At 52.5% G+C, this 21,282-nt stretch carries 14 protein-coding genes and 1 tRNA gene; 1 reads left to right on the forward strand and 14 read right to left on the reverse strand.

Annotated features, from left to right (window positions below; all coding sequences use genetic code 11):
• Positions 1-13: 13 nt before the first annotated feature.
• From Q8W32_RS03800 to thrS, 12 genes are all read right to left on the reverse strand, one after another.
• A complete protein-coding gene (locus Q8W32_RS03800) occupies positions 14-5,848 on the reverse strand; it encodes a DUF5017 domain-containing protein (RefSeq protein WP_305413770.1) in 5,835 nt (1,944 codons plus the stop codon).
• A gap of 55 nt (positions 5,849-5,903) precedes the next feature.
• Positions 5,904-7,679 (reverse strand): hypothetical protein, encoded by a 1,776-nt coding sequence (locus tag Q8W32_RS03805; protein WP_305413772.1) that lies wholly within the window; start codon positions 7,677-7,679, stop codon positions 5,904-5,906.
• A 491-nt stretch (positions 7,680-8,170) separates the two neighbouring features.
• Positions 8,171-8,785: a hypothetical protein gene (locus Q8W32_RS03810; protein ID WP_305413774.1), complete on the reverse strand. Its 615-nt coding sequence runs from the start codon at positions 8,783-8,785 to the stop codon at positions 8,171-8,173.
• 370 nt (positions 8,786-9,155) lie between these two features.
• Positions 9,156-9,232: transfer RNA gene (locus Q8W32_RS03815), tRNA-Pro, on the reverse strand.
• A gap of 68 nt (positions 9,233-9,300) precedes the next feature.
• Positions 9,301-9,660: a MerR family transcriptional regulator gene (locus Q8W32_RS03820; RefSeq protein WP_303433709.1), complete on the reverse strand. Its 360-nt coding sequence runs from the start codon at positions 9,658-9,660 to the stop codon at positions 9,301-9,303.
• Positions 9,638-9,943, reverse strand: a complete 306-nt coding sequence (ihfA, locus tag Q8W32_RS03825) for an integration host factor subunit alpha (protein ID WP_303433711.1) — start codon at positions 9,941-9,943, stop codon at positions 9,638-9,640. Before ihfA ends, Q8W32_RS03820 begins: the two co-directional genes overlap by 23 nt.
• A 1-nt stretch (position 9,944) precedes the next feature.
• Positions 9,945-12,332 (reverse strand): phenylalanine--tRNA ligase subunit beta, encoded by a 2,388-nt coding sequence (gene pheT / locus Q8W32_RS03830; protein WP_305413776.1) that lies wholly within the window; start codon positions 12,330-12,332, stop codon positions 9,945-9,947.
• 27 nt (positions 12,333-12,359) lie between these two features.
• A complete protein-coding gene (gene pheS / locus Q8W32_RS03835; RefSeq protein WP_303433715.1) occupies positions 12,360-13,364 on the reverse strand; it encodes a phenylalanine--tRNA ligase subunit alpha in 1,005 nt (334 codons plus the stop codon).
• Positions 13,365-13,532: 168 nt separating this feature from the next.
• A complete protein-coding gene (gene rplT / locus Q8W32_RS03840; RefSeq protein WP_303433717.1) occupies positions 13,533-13,886 on the reverse strand; it encodes a 50S ribosomal protein L20 in 354 nt (117 codons plus the stop codon).
• Between the two features lie 16 nt (positions 13,887-13,902).
• Positions 13,903-14,097 (reverse strand): 50S ribosomal protein L35, encoded by a 195-nt coding sequence (gene rpmI / locus Q8W32_RS03845; protein WP_303433719.1) that lies wholly within the window; start codon positions 14,095-14,097, stop codon positions 13,903-13,905.
• Positions 14,098-14,265: 168 nt separating this feature from the next.
• Entirely contained in the window at positions 14,266-14,808 is a 543-nt protein-coding gene (gene infC, locus Q8W32_RS03850; RefSeq protein WP_303433845.1) for a translation initiation factor IF-3, read from the reverse strand.
• Between the two features lie 2 nt (positions 14,809-14,810).
• Positions 14,811-16,742 (reverse strand): threonine--tRNA ligase, encoded by a 1,932-nt coding sequence (gene thrS / locus Q8W32_RS03855; protein WP_305413779.1) that lies wholly within the window; start codon positions 16,740-16,742, stop codon positions 14,811-14,813.
• 463 nt (positions 16,743-17,205) lie between these two features.
• On the opposite strand from thrS, the gene Q8W32_RS03860 reads away from it, so the two are divergent.
• Positions 17,206-18,228, forward strand: a complete 1,023-nt coding sequence (locus Q8W32_RS03860) for a helix-turn-helix domain-containing protein (RefSeq protein WP_305413781.1) — start codon at positions 17,206-17,208, stop codon at positions 18,226-18,228.
• Here the strand turns inward: Q8W32_RS03860 and Q8W32_RS03865 are convergent.
• Positions 18,206-19,012, reverse strand: coding sequence for a cytochrome c oxidase assembly protein (locus tag Q8W32_RS03865; RefSeq protein ID WP_305413783.1), 807 nt, complete (start codon positions 19,010-19,012; stop codon positions 18,206-18,208). The genes Q8W32_RS03860 and Q8W32_RS03865 overlap by 23 nt on opposite strands.
• 111 nt (positions 19,013-19,123) lie before the next feature.
• Entirely contained in the window at positions 19,124-21,136 is a 2,013-nt protein-coding gene (locus Q8W32_RS03870) for a primary-amine oxidase (RefSeq protein WP_305413785.1), read from the reverse strand.
• Positions 21,137-21,282 lie beyond the last annotated feature (146 nt).

Here is a 21,282-nt window from a genome sequence, read left to right on the forward strand (position 1 = left end):
CATCGCCGCTGGATTATTCGTCCACGGCCACGGGGATCGGCCCGAAGTAGCCAATTTCAGCTTCATTACCAGCGCTAGGGTCAACCGAGATATCACCTGGATGCTGCACAACATTGGTGATGTAGGCAAAACCGTTAATCTGGTTGAACATGTAAGGGCCGGTGTTTTCAGCGCCATTGGGAGCAGAGAAAATACGGGTCACTTGCTTGCTTTCCAGATTGTAAGACCAGACGAAGTTGTTGGCGTGCAAGCCTGTGTCTTCGGTGATAATCAGGGTGTTATAACCGACGTAGGCGACGTTGTCCGGGCCGGACAAGCCGTCAACAGAACAGGCATAACCGTCCGCTGTGCCTGCGACTTCTCCCTTGGCAGCGCCAATCACAAAGTCAGAACCAATCTCGGCATTGCTGCCCATCGACAGTTCGTAGATACCACCACACTGGTTGGCAGTCACTTGCATGTGGTTGGGTCCACCGGTCTCGCTGGAACCATTCAGCATGCCTTTGCTGACGTTGGCAATGGCGATATAGGCTTTATGGTTATGCGGGTTGTAGGTAAAACCTTCTTCTTTGGCAAACTCAACCGTGGCATCAAGATAAGCAGCATAACGACGGGTTTCCAGTCGTGAGGCCGCTTGTTCCATTCCGGGTTTCAGGCTCAGGCATTCCTGGCTACCCAGGAAGTTGATGCTTTTGTAACCCAGGGCACACGCACCACCGGTCGGTTCCACGGCATCAAAGATATCGGCAAACGACAGTGGGTTGTCACCATTTACCAGCTCTGAGATATCAGCGTTGGTGGCATGGCCGAGACTGATCCACTCGATGTCCGCCGCGCCCATAAAGGCGTTATCGTCGCTACCGGAATCGGTCTGGTTCCATTTCATGGCGTACAGAGTACCCGCACTCAGGTCTTCTGCTTCGTCGGCAATGTACATAAACAAACCGCCACCGGTTGACTGGTCGTCGGTCAGATACATGGTTTTGCGATCCGGCATGACATAAGGCACTTCCAGTGACACACGGGCCACGGAGTAGTGTTTGACGATGTCGGTCCGCACATCGGTTCCTTCAACGTTTACCACCACTTCCACCGGGTAGCCGTACCAGTACGGGTTGACCTGTAACAGGCTCAGGTCGGTGTGGTAATCGGCAATGGAGTCGTAGTAGCTGTCGATCGAGCCGGTTGCGGCCGAGCGGGCACGGGCATTGGGTTCATACTCTTCTGACGCCAGGTGGGTGTTCCATGGTGTCACAACAGCAGCACAGTGGTTGTAGCCGCCATGAATGGCAGAGAAGTCCAGCACTTCGGTGGTCATCGGCGTCAGTTCGCCCGTGATGCTGTCCTGGCTCAGTTCCAGCAGGTTCATGCCACCGGGAATATTCTCAAACTGGCTGACGGCAAAGATGCGGTCGCCAATCGGCAGAATCGACATAAACTCGTTGTAGTTGGAGACAAACAGGTCGGAGCCAGCACTGTCCCGTACCTGGGCGTAGACGTTGCCATCCACCAGCTGGCCAGACTTCACCAGGGTTTTGTAGCCCGAGTTGGCAACCGCTGCGCCATTCACACTCAAGCCGGTAGAGCCAATGGCAATGTACGAGTCGGCAGAACCTTCTACCGGCGCTGCAACAGCCTCAAACGACAAGGTGCCTTCGCTCCGCTGGTTCACTGCGTTCAGGGCCGTATAGGACGGGGCAGTCTCTGCGATCTCGGTGGTGCCCGTTGTGTTGCTGCTGTCGGTATCAACTACCGTGCTGGTTTTTTCTTGAATCAGGAAATTGGCAATTTCCCAGGTCGCGGAATTGGCCGGGTCACTGGTGTAAACAAACGCGACATAAATCGTCTGACCAACATACGCAGACAGATCGATCTCACCGGAGCTGATGGCATCGGTATAACCTGACGACGGTTGGGCCGCCCAGTTCACCAGATGACTCAGGTCATCCCAGGTCGCTGTGGCGGTATCGGAACCATCAAAGTCGGTTGAGACCATCAAAGCAATTTCAGAAGCATCCGACGGGCCATAGCTGTTGCGCAGGCTGTCGAATGTCAGCACAGGCACATTGGCACTGGTCAGATCAGCGCTTTTGATCAGCCAGTCGTTGCAGTTTTCTGCACCGTTGTAACAAGAGATTTTGGCGTATTGCAAATCACCGTAGCTGCTGGCGTACCAGTCGTTACCGTCGGCACCACCATTAATTACGGTAGCGTCATCAAGGCTGGCGAAATCATCTTCGGCATAAGGGGCAAGCTGCCCAGTCACTTTGAAATTGGCAATTTCCCAGGTCGCGGAATTGGCCGGATCACTGCTGTATACGATGGCGATATATACCGTCTGTCCTTCATACGCTGACAGGTCGATATCACCAGAGCTGATGGCATCGGTATAACCCGACGATGGTTGTGTTGCCCAGTTTACCTGGCCACTCAGGTCATCCCAGGTTGCCGTGGTGGTATCGGTGCCATCAAAGTCGGTTGAGATCATCAAAGCGATTTCAGAAGCATCCGACGGGCCATAGCTGTTGCGCAGGCTGTCAAACGTCAGTACTGGCGTATTGGCAGTGGTCAGGTCAACGCTTTTGATCAGCCAGTCGTTACAGTTTTCTGCACCGTTGTAACAAGAGATTTTGGCGTATTGCAGATCGCCGTAGCTGCTGGCGTACCAGTTATTGCTGTCGGCACCCTGATCCAGCACGATGAAGCCATCCAGGCTGTCAAAATGGTCAGCGGCCAGCTCTACACCATTGTTGCCAGTACCTGTATCACCGCCACCAATGGCTGTTGTGCCGTCGGTAAGGGTCAGATCCATCCACACCATGCGGTGGTCGGAGCTGGCAATATCGGTGCTGTCGATAGCTTCTATCAGGTAGTTCAGGTTATCGGCGCTGGATGGCCAGAAGACACCTCCCTGCGCGACTTCCAGACCAAAGGCCGATGGCAGTACATAGTCCGCCCGCATCGCCCAGCTGGCTGTATGCGTGGATGAGTAAATGCTATCCGGGGTATTTTCGGTACCGGCAACGGACGTCGGTGCCTGGAAGGTGGTGCTGTCTTCGTGCAGGTTGGGGTTAACCAACTCGGACAAGGTCAGTTGTTCAATCGCCCGGACACCGTCCTTGGTGTAAGCGTCGCCTTCTTTGGCGGAGGCGTTCTCATCACCCAGAATCACAAAACGGGTGTTTTCTGCCAGCGTGACGCTAACGCCATCATCGTCGTACAAGTAGCTGCTGGCTGGGTCGATGTAATCAGCCCACATCCGGATTTCATCGAAGTTACGCATGCCGTTGCGGTCTTCGTTGCCATCAAACGTAGGAGGCGTCGGATGCGAGGCCAACACGTGAACGGTGGTGCCATCAATGGTGACCGGCAGGTCGATATGAGTTTTGGAAGACAGACGGAATACCGTCATTTCTTCGTCGGTGTACCAGTTGCCATCGGTTACATTACCGTCGCTGTCCACGGCGGAAGGCACCAGATAGTCTGGCATATCGGCCCATTTGAATTCCTGGAAGGTGCGGATATTGGCTTCATCAATGGGGTACTTGGAGAAAATCGCCATGCAGTACTGGCCATTGTAGTTACCAAAACCGTAACGATCTTCCGGATCCAGGCTGTCGCCGTCCTTGTTGAAGTCGATTTCGATGCCTTCTTCAATCGGCGCACCGGTGTTGCAGTAGTTGGTGTTGCCGTTGTCGCCGTAATACACATAAGGGTATACCGCCGCATCCACGTCATCTGCTTGCGCGACTTGCAGGTATGCCTCATTGAATGTGTTTACTGTAGCTCCATCGTCGTTACCGTCGATTTCGTTCAGCAACAGAACATCCGGGTTGGCTCGCTGGATGATTTCGGCCACTTTCTGGGCTTTGCGGTACTCGCCGCCGCTGAAAGCAGTGTTCTGCTCGCCGACAGCGGATTGCAGATCAAAGCCGGCATTAAAAGTCGCAATACGGAAGTCACCGCTTTTCTCCGGTACGGTATACACAGAACCGGTCGCTACATCGATAAACAGGCTGCTGGTCTCGGTATCACCGTCGTTATCGCTTACGGTCAATGTCACTTCGTAGCGACCCGCTTCGGTAAAGGTGTGATTGGCGACCGCATCGGTTGCACTGGCACCATCACCAAAGTTCCAGGCATAGGTGTACGGTTCACCGGCACCGTTCACGGCAGCACCCGTAAACTTGATACTGCGTTCGGTGTAGAACTCATCGCCAGCGACACTGATTTCTGCCGCGAGCGGGAAGTCTCCGGTGCCATTACCCTTGATCAACACATCATCAATTTCCCATTTGCTGGCATCGCTGACCGGATGGGCATAGTGGAACGCCACATACACTGGCTGGCCAACAAAGTCCGACAGATCAACCGTACCGGATTCGACAAACTCAAAGCTGCCCGGGGACCAGGTCGCCCGATCAGAAATATCCGTCCAGGTGGCGGTGCTGACATCCCCATCGTAGTTGGTAGAAACCATCAACGACATCTGATCAGTACCGGTACCATAGTTCCAGGCACTGTTGAAGGTCATTTGCAGATCTTCAAAGTTGGTCACATCCAGTGCCGGTGTCATCATCCAGGCATCACACTCACCGGCGCTGCCGTAGCAGTTGGCGACGGCAAACAGGTCTCCGGCATAGCTCTCGGTGAGCCATGAGTTGCTGCCAGCAATACTGTTGATCACAGTCCATTTGGCGGTGGAAGCGGATTCGAAGTCATCTTCAAACAGTTTGATTTCGCGCGGCTCTTCCGTTTCGCCAGCATCATCAACGCGGTTAATCGCCAGCGTGAAGGTTTTTTCCAGGCTGTTAACACCATCGGAGACAGTGACTGTGGCGCTCAGCTCCGTCAGGTTGAGATCATCATCGTTGATCGCCTCAACACCTGCTTCAGACAAGGTGATCTGATTGCCTGTCAGGGTGAAATAGCTGATGTTCACACCCTCGATATGAACACTCAACGTATCCTGCTCAGGGTCTGACGCTTCCACGGTTGCCACTTGGGTATCAGTAGTGACATCGTCTTCAGTCAGGCTGCTAACCGCGTCAACGCTCAGGACTGGCGCATCGTTAACACGCGTCACATTGATCGTCAGCGTTTGCTGGGCAGACAACTGGTTGTCGCTGACCACCAGCGTGACACTCAATGCCGTCAGGCTCAGGCTGTCGTCATTGATGGCCGTCACACCGGCGCTGGTCAACACAACCGTCGAACCGGAAATCATGAAGTAACCATCGCTGTTATCGTCCAGACGATAGAACAGCTCGTCACCTTCGGCATCGGTGGCATCAAATGTCGCTACAACCGTGGTGCTGCTGACGCTGTCTTCGGTCAGGCTATTGGTCGTGGCGCTCAATTCAGGGGCGGTGTTATCGGCCACGGTATCGTCAATACGTGTAATCGCCACGGTGGCGGAGTCGGTCGCCGACAGCTCACCATCCGAGACAGTCACGGTCACAGACAATGATGAAAGGTTGAGGCTGTCATCATTAACAGCGTTAACCCCCTGGCTGTTCAGCTGGACAGTATCACCAGAAATGGTGGCGTAGGTGTTGTCGCTGAGGCTGTAGCTGAGTGTATCGCCATCGGCATCCGTGGCGGTGATGGTTGCCAATACGGCACCTGCCGAGACACTGTCTTCGACCAGCGTATCACCTGCCGTCAGAACCAGCTCGGGGGCCGTATTCACGCTGACGTCATTATCATTATCGTTATTGTTGTTGTCGTCATCAGAGCCACAACTTGCCAGTGCCAGAGAAGCAACCAGCACAGACATCGGCAATAGCCGTTTGGTCAGTGCAGGCGTTCCGGACAGCAGCAAACCGTCATCGGTTGCTTGAGTCATCGGGATTTCCTCGTTTCTTTAACGTGTGTTGGGTTTGAACGTCCTGACCTGCGGCTCAGCCGCAGGCAACCTGGCGGATACGACGCCGCAGCATCGCCACCAAAGTCAGCAACACCCCCAGGGCAGCAAAAGACCATGCACCACCATGAGCAGCACCAGCGTCATGCCTGGCCTGGCTGGCATCTGCAGCGCTTTCATTACGGTGGGAGTCGGGGGATGAAATATCTGCGGCCACCATGGCCGGACTGAGATCGGGCCATTGCAGCCGGAGGTCGTAGTGATACTGACGACTGGCTGGCAATACCGGAACATGGTCCTGATCGACCGTCGCAAACACATTGACGGGATCGCCCAACACGGCATCTCTGCCCAGATAAAAGGATTGTTCCAACACGGTGCGCTGATAGGCTTTGTTAAGCGCCAGCGCACGTTCAGAAGAAGGGATTAACAAGGTATACACATCGGCCGTTGCAACGGCGGCTTTCTTCACCGAACCATCGCCGTTAAACCAGCGCTCGATCATCTCACCGTTTTGACGAAACTCATCGCCACCACCGACCCGCTCAAAATAGCTCGCTATCTCACCGAGAGAATCACCGTAGTTCGCAACGTCATTCATACCTTTGAGGTTGATATAACCCCAGCCAGCAGCACCGGTCACTTTGCGTGGAAATGCCAGAGTGCTGTCAATATGAGTGCCTGTTGTGGTATGGCAGCCCATACAAAATGCGTTTTCTTCGTAGTTCTGCAGACGCAGATCGCCAGATTCATTTTCAATCCAACCCTGAATCTGCCAGCCCAATTTGTTGTTCATCCCTGCTTGTGGCGCGGGTTGTGCCCAGGAGTAATGCGGCAGTTTTTCTTCTGCTTTTTCCCGATGCTCCTGATTAAACGCATAACGTAGCGCCACTTCAGACAGCTGGCGATACTTGCGGCTGTAACGGAGTTCTTTCAAGCGCCGCGACGGCTCAATATCACCATGGCGACTGATATCCAGATAACGAACCGTGTGAATAAATTCGGTGCCAACCGGATATTGCTGACGTACCAGGTCGATCGTGGCTGCAGCACCCAGATATTGCTCGCGCCGCTGCATGCGTACCGCCATGCCCAGGGTATTGTCGCCATCCAGATCCAGCCCCAGCAGGGATTCATCCGTTACCGGGATCGAGATGTTATCGAGATCCTTGATTGTCATTTCCAGCAAGGACAAATTCAGTAAATACAGCGATCGACTGTCATTACCACCGGTATCCTGCCGGAACACTGGCGGCAAGCGGATCATCACATCATCAAAACTGCCATTGGTCGGCCAAAACGTACTCGGCAACGGCTTGTAATTAAAGGCTACCCAGCCAGAGCCATCGCGGGCAAACCCCTGTCCATCAAATGCCAGCCGAGGATCAGCCAGATGCGTTAAGTCCGGCGTATACCCTGCATTTGGAGTCGCCATCAGCGCGCTGTAGTTATCCTGGCGGACATAATCAAGAATATATTCATCCGACACATTGGCGATTTCTGCCAGCCGGGGTTTGAACAGATTGCTCCAGTGATTGGTCTCTCCCAGTTCAGAAAAGCTGTAATCCCCCTGGATATCACCATCATCCATATAGTTAATGCGCGTGCCTTGCGGGTGGCTTTGGTGGCAAACATAACAAGGGTTGAACTTGCCTTCTGTTTGGGTATAGCACTGCGGTGGAATCACCGCTTCGTGGTTGTGCATGGTCTCGGCAGACGCCAGCAACGGCCCACCGGCGATCACCATGCATATCAGCTGCTGCAATTGTTGCTGCTGTCCTCTGCCCCACACCTTGCTCAACACCATAACCATCCCGCTGCGCCTACTGCTCACCGGTCGCCAACAGACGAATAGTTTGACCTTGCGTGACAAAGCGCCACACAAACCTTCATAACTTGACCGGGACGTGCACTGTGAAGGTGCAAGATGAAAGGTTCGTGTGATTTATATTTCACTCAGGTTAAAATTTTTATTCTTCTTGTTAATAATATAATGAGATAAAGGGTATCGAAGACTGAAGAAGATCAGCATAAATGCCAAGGTTTTGAGTTGGGTTCAGGGGTAGAGTTGGGTATTTAAAGGGAGTGTTCAAACTGTGCGTATAGTATAAATATCATACACAAGTATTTATATAATGGGGTGTATTTATATATGGTAGTACATTCAGACAATGGCCCGTCAACCGAAGAATAATTTAACGCCAGCGCATATTAATAATATCATCAGATCAATATGGCCATTTTTATCAGTATATTATTATAATTAAATTCATGACAAAAAAGCATTAATATTTTTCTATTTTATTACCATTGTTCAACACAGTAGAGTACTTCTCGCTTACTCAATGAGACAGCGGTATATGCTATCAGATTATGATTCCAATTCTCCTGGATGTCCTCGAGGTCGGAATCAAAGAGAAAAATTCTGAAACCTTCAGGTAATTCGCTGAGCTTCCCCAGACCATTTTCTTCTGAAGATTTTTCAATCCTATAATCCGGATAACAATTTGATACAGAAATATCGCCAAAATCACTGACTTCCATTCGACCGCTTTGCTCCAGATCATTCAATAACCGGGAAATTTTCTCTTTGGGTAAACGCTGTCGCAAACCGAGTACATCATTACCCTGCAGAATACCTGGAATATGAAAAAATGCCGTGGCTTCTGCTTCAGTATCAATCACGCTTGGAAGGAATAAATAACTGGATGAGTATTTCACTTTGGTTGAAATAATTTCTTCATAATCCTCCAGGGAGACCTTTGGCTCGAGATCAGAGAGACCCCAGACCAACAGATTTGAAAGAAACAAAAAAAACCAAAAAGGAATCCATATAGATCCAGCAATCCCGAAGGTAATCAGGATTGCGATAATGGCACCAATCGACTTAACAGTACGTTTCATTTTTACAGCAAACATGAGGTGAGCTTCCCTGGTACCTTTTACATCCTGAATTCAGATAATAACCATAACACTTGAACGCTGACAGGAAAAAGAAATGATCGGACTCGTTGACAAAGCCCCGTGTCGACAGACTCTACCAGGTTCCTTGAGCTGCAGTGGGTGATCACAGTACCTCTTTGAAAACCATATCATTGACAGGGCAGATCCCGCGCGCCTTTAATCCACCAATAAACACGGTAAATCGGAGTCTATATTGTGATTGTGCAGCATCCAGACCAAGGAAAACCTGTATGGATCTACAACTGTATATTAGGAAATAATATTAGGAAGCAGCTAGTTTGGGAAAATAGCGAAAATATAAGCCACTGATTTTTAAAGGAAAAATTGGTCGGGACGGAGTGATTCGAACACTCGACCCCTTGCACCCCATGCAAGTGCGCTACCAGGCTGCGCTACGCCCCGACACTCTGAAACAGAGGCTGTTCCAGAAGCACGCATTATACTCAAGTAGTTGATAGATGGAAGTTTTTTTACCATTCCGAGAGCAGAGTCTCGATTTCCTTCAACTCGATAATCATGGATTTTATCAATGCCTGATCCATGGCGGCGGTATTCTCGCTTGCTCCGTATTCCAGGCGCTGACGTGCCCCCTGAATGGTGTAGCCTTCGCCATACAGCAGTTCACGAATTTCACGTACCAGGATCACATCCTGACGCTGGTAATAACGACGATTGCCGCGACGCTTGACCGGGCTAAGCTGTGGGAATTCCTGCTCCCAGTAGCGCAGCACATGTGGTTTGACGTCGCAGAGATCGCTGACTTCACCGATGGCAAAGTATCGTTTTGCCGGAATGGCTGGCAATTCGTTATTGTGGCTGGGTTCCAGCATAAGCTTCTACTCGAACCTTCAGTTTCTGGCCGGGTTTGAAGGTAACAACGCGGCGAGCGGAGATCGGAATCTCCTCGCCGGTTTTTGGGTTACGCCCTGGCCTTTGGCTTTTGTCGCGCAGGTCAAAATTACCGAAACCGGATAATTTGACCTGTTCGTTTCGGCGCAGACTATCGCGGATCTCATCAAAAAAGAGATCGACCATGTCCTTGGCCTCACGTTTGTTGAGACCAAGTTCCTCGAACAGTTTTTCTGCCAGTTCCGCTTTGGTCAAGGCTGTCATGCTAACCCCGCAACGTTGCTCCAAGTGTTTGCTCCAAGTGTGACAAAACAGCATCCACTGAATCGTTCACTTCTTGGTCAGTAAGAGTGCGCGATGGATGTTGCCAGGTCAAGCCCAGAGCCAGGCTTTTTCTATCTGGATCAATGCCTTTACCTTCGTATACATCAAACAGATTAAGCTTGGCGAGGTACTCTCCGGCCTGGCTGCGAATCTGCTCCAGTACGTCGTCAACGGCAAGATGCTTGTCGACCACCAAGGCGAGGTCCCGACGCATTTCCGGGTACTTGGATAACTCTTCAAAAGCCGGAATGGTGGTTTGCAGCAACAGGCTCATATCCAGCTGAACCACAAACAGGGTTTGCTTGATATCCACCTGTTTCTGGGTTTCCGGGTGTAATGCCCCCATCCAGCCCAGTTCCGTCCACTCACCATCAATCAGCTTGTCGATTCGGGCGGTTTGTCCCGGATGCAAGGCTGAGTGCTTGTCGGCCACAAAGCGGAATTCATCCAGACTGCCGGTTCTTGTCAGCAGGGCTTCGACGTCCCCTTTGACATCAAAGAAGTCGACGGGAGTTTCTGTGGCAGACCAGTTTTGTTGCAACCGATTGCCCGTCGCCAGCATGGCCAGTGTTGGCAACTGCTTCAGGCCATCTTCCGATGGCACAAACCGCAAGCCGGTTTCAAACAGACGCACTCGTGGCTGTTGGCGCTTGAGGTTGTAACCTGCGGCCGGTACCAGTCCGGCCCACAGATTGGTGCGCATGACAGACATTTCCGAAGAAATCGGGTTCAACAATGCCAGACCGGCAAGATCAGGGTCCAGCGCCTGTTGCATCGCCGGATCAACAAAGCTGTAGGTGATGGCTTCGTGATAACCCCGTGCCACCATCATGCGGCGAACATCGCTGATGGTGTAGCGGTTTTCTGGCACGATAGCCAGAGGCATCGCGGCTTCCGGTGTACGCACAGGCAAGCGGTTGTAACCGTAGATCCGGGCCAGCTCTTCGATCAGGTCAGGTTCAATGGCCATATCAAAACGGTAGCTGGGGGCGACGGCTTTCCAGCCGTCATCAGTGCGTGTCACGCTCATGCCCAGGCGCGCAAGGATATCTTCTACTTCTGCATCCTCAAACGTCAGGCCCAGAATCAGCTCGATACGGGCTTTACGCAGATGAATTTCAGCGGCTTTGGGCAGGTGCTCTGCTGCTGCAATGTCAACGACCGGGCCAGGCTGGCCGCCACAGATATCCAGAATCAACCGGGTTGCACGTTCCATGGCTTGTACAGCCAGGTCGTAGTCCACCCCACGCTCAAAGCGATGGGAAGAGTCTGTGTGTAATCCATGGGCACGGGCTTTACCGGCGATAATGATCGGATTAAAAAATGCCGCTTCCAGTAACAGGTCAACCGTTGTATTACTGACGCCGGAATGCTCACCGCCCATCACACCGGCCATGGCCAGCGGTTTGTTATGGTCGGCAATCATCAGGGTATCGGAACCGGGTTCTATTTCCTGGCCGTCGAGCAGGGTCAGTTTTTCGCCTTGTTCGGCCATGCGGACACGGATACCACCGTCGATACGGGAGTAGTCAAAGGCGTGCATGGGCTGGCCCAGTTCCAACAGAATAAAGTTGGTAATGTCGACCACTGGATCGATTGAGCGGACACCGCTACGACGTAATTTCTCGACCATCCACAATGGAGTTTCGGCTTTGACATCGACCCCTTTGATGATGCGACTCACATAACGAGGGCATGCTTCTGGCGCAACCACGTCGATAACAGGTACATCGTCAATCACGGCGGCAACCGGCTCGATCGCTGGTCCCTGCACTGCGGCCTTGAACAGCAGGCCGGTTTCACGTGCCAGGCCGGCAATGCTCAGACAATCACCCCGGTTGGGGGTCAGGTCCACATCAATAACGACGTCGTCCAGATTCATGTAGACACGGAAATCTTCACCGACAGGAGCCGATGCTGGCAGCTCCATCAGGCCATCAGAACTTTCTGACAGGCCCAGTTCGGCTTCGGCACACAACATGCCGAACGATTCGACGCCGCGTAATTTGGCTTTCTTGATTTTGAAGTTGCCGGGCAAAACGGCACCAATCTTGGCGAACGGGATTTTTAACCCTTCGCGTACATTGGGAGCACCACAGACAATCTGGAAAGTCTCGTTGCCGTCGGTCACCTGGCACAAGCTGAGCTTGTCGGCATCAGGGTGTTGTTCTCGTGTGACAACCTGGCCAACCACAACGCCAGAGAAATCACCGGCGACGGCTTCAGTGCCATCCACTTCCAGGCCCGCCATCGTGATCTGATCAACCAGTTGCTGGGTGTCTGCTTCAGGCTGCACCCATTCGCGCAACCACTGTTCGCTGAATTTCATGTGTTTACCTTTTTCGATGAGCCTGAATTAACGGAATTGCTGCAGGAAGCGCAGATCGTTCTCGAAGAACAAGCGCAGGTCGTTGACGCCATAACGCAACATCGCCAGACGCTCTACCCCCATGCCAAAGGCAAAACCGGTGTACTCATCCGGGTCAATCCCTACGTGTTTGAACACGTTCGGGTGAACCATGCCGCAGCCCCCCACTTCGAGCCAGCGACGCTTGGTGCCTTCCGGTGTTTCGATAACCCATTCGATGTCGATTTCGGCAGATGGCTCAGTAAACGGAAAATAGGAAGGCCGCAGGCGAACTACCAGTTCTTTTTCGAAAAACACGCTCAAAAACTGCTGGATCGTACCCTTCAGGTCAGCAAAGCTGACGCCCTTGTCGACCAGCAGCCCTTCCACCTGGTGGAACATCGGTGAGTGGGTCTGATCGTAGTCACAACGGTATACCCGGCCAGGGCAAATAATCCGTACCGGTGGCTGACGGGCTTCCATGGTGCGAATCTGTACCGGTGAAGTATGAGTCCGCAACAGGGTGTTCGCATCAAAGTAGAAGGTATCGTGCATCGCACGGGCCGGATGATGCGATGGAATGTTCAAGGCTTCAAAATTATGGAAATCGTCTTCAATTTCTGGCCCTTCTTCAACCTGGTATCCGGCATTACGGAAGAAGGTTTCGATACGCTCCAGGGTGCGGGTCACAGGATGCAGACTGCCTTCCTGCTGCGCTCGACCTGGCAGGGTAACGTCGATTTTTTCTGCCGCCAGCCGGGCTTCCAGGGCTGCGGATTCCAGCGCTTGCTTGCGGCTGTTGATCGCGTCCTGAACCTGGCTTTTGGCTTCATTGATCACCGCACCGATTTTGGGGCGATCTTCCGCAGACACTTTGCCCAGGTTTTTCATCAGGGAAGTAATTTCCCCTTTTTTACCCAGAAACTGAACTCGAACCTGATCCAGCGCGGCCACATCCTGCGCATCGGATACAGCGGCCAGGGCTTGCTGAGTCAGGGCCTCAAGGTTTTCCATCGCTGATTCCATCGTTGTCTTGAATTTGGACAAAAAAATAGGGGAATCGCCTTGGCTATTCCCCTATTTTCGTTGCTTCCAACCATAACAGAAGTTATCGCCAGAAGCTGAATTTGGCATTACCTTGCTGTCTGGATTATATCCATCAGGCAAGGCAACCCAGAGAAATTACAGGCTAACTTTGGCTTTCTCAACCAGAGCTGCAAATGCTGCTTTCTCGTTTACTGCCAGGTCGGCCAGTACTTTACGGTCAATTTCAACAGAGGCTTTTTTCAGGCCGTTGATGAATTTGCTGTAAGACAGTCCGTTCTGACGAGCACCCGCATTGATACGAGCAATCCACAGTTGACGGAACTGACGCTTCCTTTGACGACGGTCACGGTAAGCATACTGACCAGCTTTGATCACGGCTTGTTTGGCAACACGGAATACACGTGAACGTGCACCGTAATAACCTTTGGCCAGTTTCAGAATTTTTTTGTGACGACGACGAGCGACTACACCACGTTTTACGCGAGCCATATTCTATCTCCTGGACTTAAAGGTTAGGCAACATGCGGATAACAAGCTTTTTATCTGAGGCATTGACTTGATTCATGCCGCGCAGATGACGCTTACGCTTGGTGCTCTTTTTGGTCAGGATGTGGCTGCGGAATGCATTACGGTGTTTGAAGCCGTTTGCAGTCTTTTTAAAACGCTTGGCTGCCGCGCGCTTAGTTTTGATTTTAGGCATTTTGGTACTCCAATAGTAATGGCGCGCACAGAAACTAAGACCCTGTACTACACCTGCCGTTACACCCGCTCTGGCCCTTGGGCACGGACGGGATCTGTTCAGTAGTCGGTAGAAAAACAGAAACCCCGGCTAACGCAGGGGTTTCTGGATGTCGTTTGCAGAACCGGACTACTTCTTCTTACCTGGTGCGATCACCATAACCATCTGGCGACCTTCCATTTTGGGATGTTGCTCAACAACACCCATCTCAGCAAGATCAGCTTCGATGCGTCTCATCAGCTCCATACCGATATTCTGGTGGGCCATTTCTCGGCCACGGAAACGCAGGGAGACTTTCGCCTTGTCGCCGCCTTCCAGGAATCGAGTGAGGTTACGCAGCTTGATCTGGTAATCCCCTTCTTCAGTACCAGGGCGGAATTTCATTTCCTTGATCTGAACCTGGTGCTGTTTTTTCTTGGCTTCGGCTTTCTGCTTTTTCTCTTCGTAAAGCTTCTTGCCAAAGTCCATGACTTTACAAACAATCGGGTCACCGTCTGAGATCTGAACAAGATCCAGCTCGGATTCTTCCGCTATTTGCAGAGCTTCCTGGATGCTAACTACCCCGACCTGATTGCCATCGGCGCCGATCAGTCGGACTTCGGTTGCACGTATCTGATCGTTAATAGCAGCCCGATCGTCGTTGCGGCTGCCTCTTCTATTGTCGCGTCTGATATTCAGTTCTCCATTCCAAACCGTCCGCGCTGTTCTATAGCACTATCGAGGAGGGCTTGGAATGCGTCAATAGTCATTACGCCTAGATCATCTCCCTTACGAGTGCGCACAGCTACGGTGTTTGCTTCAACTTCTTTATCCCCTACCACAAGCAGATAGGGTACCTTGTGCAAAGTGTGCTCACGAATTTTAAAGCCGATCTTCTCGTTTCTCAAGTCCGCATTCGCCCGATAGCCTCTTGATTTGAGTGTTTTTGCCAAATTCTGGCAATATTCACCCTGATTATCGGTAATATTCAGAACGGCAACCTGCTGCGGAGCCAACCAGGGTGGCATGGCACCGGCATAATGCTCGATCAGAATACCAACAAAGCGCTCAAACGAGCCAAGAATCGCCCGGTGCAACATCACTGGTGTTTTGCGTTCGTTGTCTTCATCGACATATTGCGCGCCCAGTCGTTCTGGCAGCATAAAGTCGAGCTGGACGGTACCACACTGCCAAACCCGACCAATACAATCCCGCAATGAGAATTCGATTTTCGGTCCGTAGAAGGCTCCTTCGCCAGGCTGCAGTTCCCAGTCCAGGCCGGCATCATTCAAGGCATCTTCCAATGCCGATTCTGCCTGATCCCACAATGTATCATCACCGATACGGCCTTCAGGTCGGGTCGACAGCTTCATCTCAACCACGTCAAAGCCGAAATCTTTGTAAACATCCAGCGTCAGACGGATAAAGTCGGCCGCTTCCTGGCGAATCTGGCTTTCGGTAACAAAGATATGGGCGTCATCCTGGGTAAAACCACGTACACGCATAATGCCGTGCAAGGCACCGGATGGTTCGTTGCGGTGACAGGAACCAAATTCGGCCAGACGCAGCGGCAGGTCACGATAGCTTTTCAGCCCCTGGTTAAAGACCTGGATATGACACGGGCAGTTCATCGGCTTGACCGCGTAAGTGCGTTTTTCCGATTCAGTGGTAAACATCGCGTCGGCGTAGTGTTCCCAGTGCCCGGATTTTTCCCACAGCGTGCGGTCAACAACTTGCGGGGTTTTAATTTCCAGATAACCGGCATCGTTCTGCACTTTGCGCATGTACTGTTCCAGCACCTGATAAATGGTCCAGCCATTCGGATGCCAGAACACCATACCCGGTGCTTCTTCCTGCAGGTGGAACAAGTCCAGTTGTTTGGCCAGTTTACGGTGATCCCGTTTTTCCGCTTCTTCCAGGCGCACGAGATATTCTTTCATCGCCTTCTTGTCGTTCCAGGCGGTACCGTAAATACGCTGCAACTGCTTGTTGTTGGAATCGCCACGCCAGTAGGCACCGGACACACGCTGCAACTTGAAGATGCGCATGACTCGGGTATTCGGCACGTGAGGGCCAACACACATATCAATGTATTCTTCGTGGTGGTAGAGGCCGACGCTGGTTTCACCTTTTTCAATCAGGCCATCAACCAGTTCAACCTTGTACTCTTCGCCACGTTCAACAAACACCTGCCGAGCCTGCTCGATAGGTGTCATTTCCTTGATCACGGGATAGTCTTTTTTGACCAGCTCCTTGATACGCTTTTCGATCGCTGCCACGTCTTCCGGTGTAAATGGACGCTCATAATCGATGTCGTAATAGAAGCCGTTCTCGATCACTGGACCAATCGCCATTTTGGCGGTTGGGTACAGTTGCTTGACCGCATGGCCAACCAGGTGAGCAAAGGAGTGACGAATCACTTCCAGACCTTCCGTATCCCGGCCGGTAATCAGCGTGACATCCGCATCATCGGTAATCAGTTCACAAGCATCCACCAGCGTGCCGTTGATACGGCCGCAAACGGTGGCCTTCGCCAGACCCGGGCCAATATCTTCGGCCACTTGCATCAGAGTTACCGGTTGCTCGAACGTACGTTGAGAACCATCGGGAAGGGTAATAACAGGCATAGTATTTCCTTGGTCAGTGGTGGCCCCTACGACAGGCCACGTGCGATCACAAAATTCAGGCGGGGTACTCTAACGCCACACTGGCGGGCTGTAAACCGGACAGCGGCCCTCACGCCCTCAGACAGGGCATTATCCTGTATCCGTAACATTACAGTGCAGCGACAATAACCAGTGAAAAGTCATATATCTGTCTTTGAATAGTCTCTGAACTGTCTTTCATCTGCCATCGAAGGGTATCAACACTAAAAATCGAACCACTGTCATTGCTTTTGCAGGCAGACAAGCAGTGACAATTCGCCGCATCCCAATCAAATGATGAGAAGGCCGGATTATGCTAGCCACTCCGACCTTATTCTTGCTCTCCTGTCACCTCTGGCAGCCATCAAGGTGATCAAGACCAGCCGGTATTTGTGGCGTGGCTCTTGCTGTTTGAAGCAGATACTCTTTTATTGGCAGTTGCGGCATGACAAGTGTTCAGCCTCGTATCGAAAACACGGTTTGTAACGAAGTCAATTCCTTCGCCCATTCACTTTCTTCCTGGCCGCAGCAATACGACCAGGTAGTGCCAGGGCATTTCCATGGCCGCTTGCAGGATGTCGAACTGCCATCGGTCCGGCTGTTCCGGGAAACCATGAATCTGTCGGTGGCCCAGCACACCCACACTCCAACAGGCAAGATCAGTGTCCTGATTCCGATCTCGTTCCATAATGCCAAAACCTCGGATCAGGCGCGTAATATCGCCAGTGACGGCGTCACCCTGCTGCCCTATCAGAATGAGTTCTTTTTTGTTGGCCCGGCCAATACCGACTACATCGTGATTTCACTGGATCAACAGGAACTGACCGCGTTATTGACAGAAGAGGATATGAACCAGCTGCTGTCGGCCCAACGCAGTTACGAAGTACCCGTAAATACGCGCCATCTGGCCAGACTGCAAAGCCAGGCAATCTCTTTGCTGAACCAGCTGCTGGCGCTGCAATCCGAAGACGACGAGCACACGGTTGTCTTTCCGGACGAGGCCGAACTCTCGCATCAGGAGGAACGCAAGGCCACGCGCCGGGCGGCACTCGAGCACACCATCCAGCACCAGCTGATCAGTATGACGCTGGATCTGTTTATACCGTCAACTGACCATAACCGGCCGATGCGCCCCTTGGGCAACCAGCATCATTATCTGGTGCGCAGCTGCCATCAGCATGTACTCTCGGAACAAGGTGCCGACGACAGTATTCTGGATATCTGCAAGACGCTGAACGTACCTCGGCGGACGCTGAATTACAGTTTTGAACGGGTGGCAGGTTGTTCTCCGGCGCAGTATCTGCGCGCCGTCAAACTGAATGCGGCACGGCGGGAATTATTATCCAGTGAGTTACCGATTGGTTCGGTTGCCGCCAATTACGGGTTTTACCATGGCGGCTATTTTGGGCAGGAATATCGACGTCTGTTTGGTGAAACGCCCAGCGCTACCCGCACAGGACGCCCGTAGTCTTCGGCGGCATGATTCCACTGCTCACCGGCTCTGAGCCAGACCCCGAAGGATCTGACAAAGGACCATGCACGACCCGACTCATTAACCAATAACTGAATGCGCCGCTCAGTAACACGGCCCCTCCCAGCCATTGGTCGACAATGCCAGGCAGTGCCAGGGGTAGCCATGCCAGCAACGGAGCAGCCTCGGGATAGGCCGTGATTGCCGTCGTCATACGATACATCAACGGGTTAAACACCATCGCCAGACCCAGCCCTACCAAGGGTAGCAACATCACCAGGGCAACCGGCAAGGCATGCTGTTGCAGGCGTTGAGGATTCAGACACAGCCATACCCCCCCCAGCGCCATGGCCCATTTTCCCAGGGCATACAGCACCGGACTGTCCATCAAGGGTTGATGCCAGGCTGGCAACATGCCGATCCAGGATAGCAGCCCCGCCAGAGTCAATCCGAGCCAGAATGGCAGTGATGTCTCTTTATGCTGCTGGCAATCACCTTTGCTGTCCGCTTCCTCAGCACGCTTGGCTGAGAGACCAGCCTCGGCAAAAACCGCCAGCCAAAGCATGGGAACCAGATGGTGGACAACCACACTTTGCCAGCTGTGCAACCAAATGGAATGACGTGCCAGGGTGTCCAGCCAAGGGTTCATGGCCACCACAAACAGTGCCACGGCGAACCAGAACAAGGGCTGCTTCCAGCCACCGGATTGCCGGGCGATCCAGACCACAACCAGCAAAATAAACCCACACTCCAGCCAGAACTGATTATTCAGTGCAAACATGGCGCTCTCCATCATATTTGGCGCAAAGGCCAACCCGCCGCTTTCCCGGTTGGCTGGCCTTCGGTCAGGACATCGTCTCAATCATGTATTGATCGTTTCGATGCTCATGTCCTAGCTGGCACAGCAATCACCACCATCTCCACCATCACTGTCGTCATCGGCGACGCCGACACTGCGATGATCCTTGCCGGCTGGCAGGTCCATGGCCGGGTTGGCGTCGAAGAAATTGTTGGGCTTGAGCTTGAAGCCAACGTATTCCACCGGCATCACCGGGAAATCTTCCGGCTTGCAGATATGGGTATGGCCGTAGGTGTGCCACAACACAATATCGGTATTTTCGACATTCCGGTCTTGTTGGGTATACACCGGCAAGCCATCCCCCTTGTTCTGGTTCGGGTAGTTGCCGGTGCCGTAACGCTCCGATGGCTCGTAAGGGGTTACCCATACGTGTTTGGCGGCAAAACCGGCACGCTGACCAATATAACTGTCGGCCTGGGCCAGCATGACGGGGTTATGCTCCGCCATCAGTTTGTAACCAGGATGATTGCCCACGGCATTGGTTTTGTTGGGGTTGATCACCTTCCAGAAGCGGCCGCTCTGGCCATTGGCTTCCCGGGCAGCTTGCTGTTCGGTGGTCAAGGTCGTGACATCGGTATTGAAAGCATTCCCCCAAGGGTTGTCTTCCCCCGCAGGCTTGGCGCTGAAATTGGTTTCCAGAACCGAGTTTTGTTCCCCATCCAGCATCATATGCAAACGGGCATTAAAGAAATGCTGGTGTGAAGGGCCATAAATTTCCGGAGTCACCAGGCCACCACCACATGCCGGTTTGGTGCCAGGAACCATACCGGCCGTCTGGATAATACCGGTCAGTTTGGTTTCCATTTCAATGGTGCCATCCTGGTACAGATACCAGTAAAAACCATAATCATAGTTGCCAACGGTACAGAAAAAGCTGATCACCAGACGACGTGAACGGCGGACTTCAAATACATCGGTACGGAATTCGTAATGCTTCCACAAGGTGCCGTAATCTTCTTCATGCATACATACGGCGTTCTTCATGGTGAAGGGTTCGCCCTTGTCATCGACCGCCGGAATATCAAAATAATGGATCGCACCCAGGCAATCACAGCCCAGCTCCAGCTGGTTGGCCAGTCGCCCCAGGCCATACTCGCCGCCGTCGAAGGCGCATTTCCAGTAATGGTTCAACGCCGTGTCGGAATAAGGTACCGCCATGTCCGTGACACTGGCGCGGTAGATGATGGGACGGGTTTCGCCCTTGTCGTTATAACCCAATTGATGCAATACCAGGCCTTCCCGTGGCGTAAAGCCGACCCGGAATTCCCAGTTTTGCCAGTTAACTTTCCAGCCATCCACTTCAAAGCTCACGCCTTCCGGTTGCACAATATGCAGCGGTTTGACATCGCTACGAGGCTCCCCCAACGATGGTGTGTCGTAGTTACGCTTGGTTTTCGGAATCGGGGTATCACGGCCATCGTCAAGCAGCTCGATAACCTTGCCTTCGTTCAAATCAATAATGGCTACCAGACCTTCAATCGGATGGGCATAGCCGTTATCGGTAAACTGGTCACGATAAAACGCCACGCCACGCATCAGGCGCTTGCCTTTGTATTTGGGGTCATCCCCAAAGTACCCGAACGACCAGGGATCAATCTGGATGTTTTCAATATCGGCATCGGTCAGGCCACGACGTTTGACCGCAGCGCGCCAGTCAGCATCGTTCTGGACGATATCCACACAGGTAAAGAATTCTTCGATCATGATCGGGGCTTGCCCGGTCACTTCAGGGTCCAGTTGCTGCCAGTCGGTGACGGTTTCTGCAACCAGATCCACCATGGCTTCAAACATCGCACCGTTGCTTTTATCCAGCACGGTGGCAAAGACACGACGGGAAAAGGCCTTTCCTGCTTCAAATGCCAGCACTTCGGCTTTGGGCGGCTCTTCCAGTTGTAAATACGGAAACCGGCAGCTATCGCCAAGCTGCTGCGTTTGTTTCAGAATCGCCGCGGCCTGTGCCAGTTCGTCCTGGGTCAAGGGATCCAGTGGATGAACCGGGGTTGGTATCGTGGTAGATGCCTTGGATGCGCAACAGGTCTCGCTCATGATGTATTCCTCGTGATTCAGTGAATACAGCCATGCTAAGCAGAAGCACCGGGGACGTTATCGCAAAGTGGCAAAATAACCCGTGTCAGAAAAAACCAGCGGATAACACCGACAAACCATGACATTTGCCCCCGTAACTCTCACAC

Origin of the sequence: Oceanobacter sp. 3_MG-2023 (assembly GCF_030688925.1) — a bacterium.
GTDB lineage: Bacteria > Pseudomonadota > Gammaproteobacteria > Pseudomonadales > Oceanobacteraceae > Oceanobacter.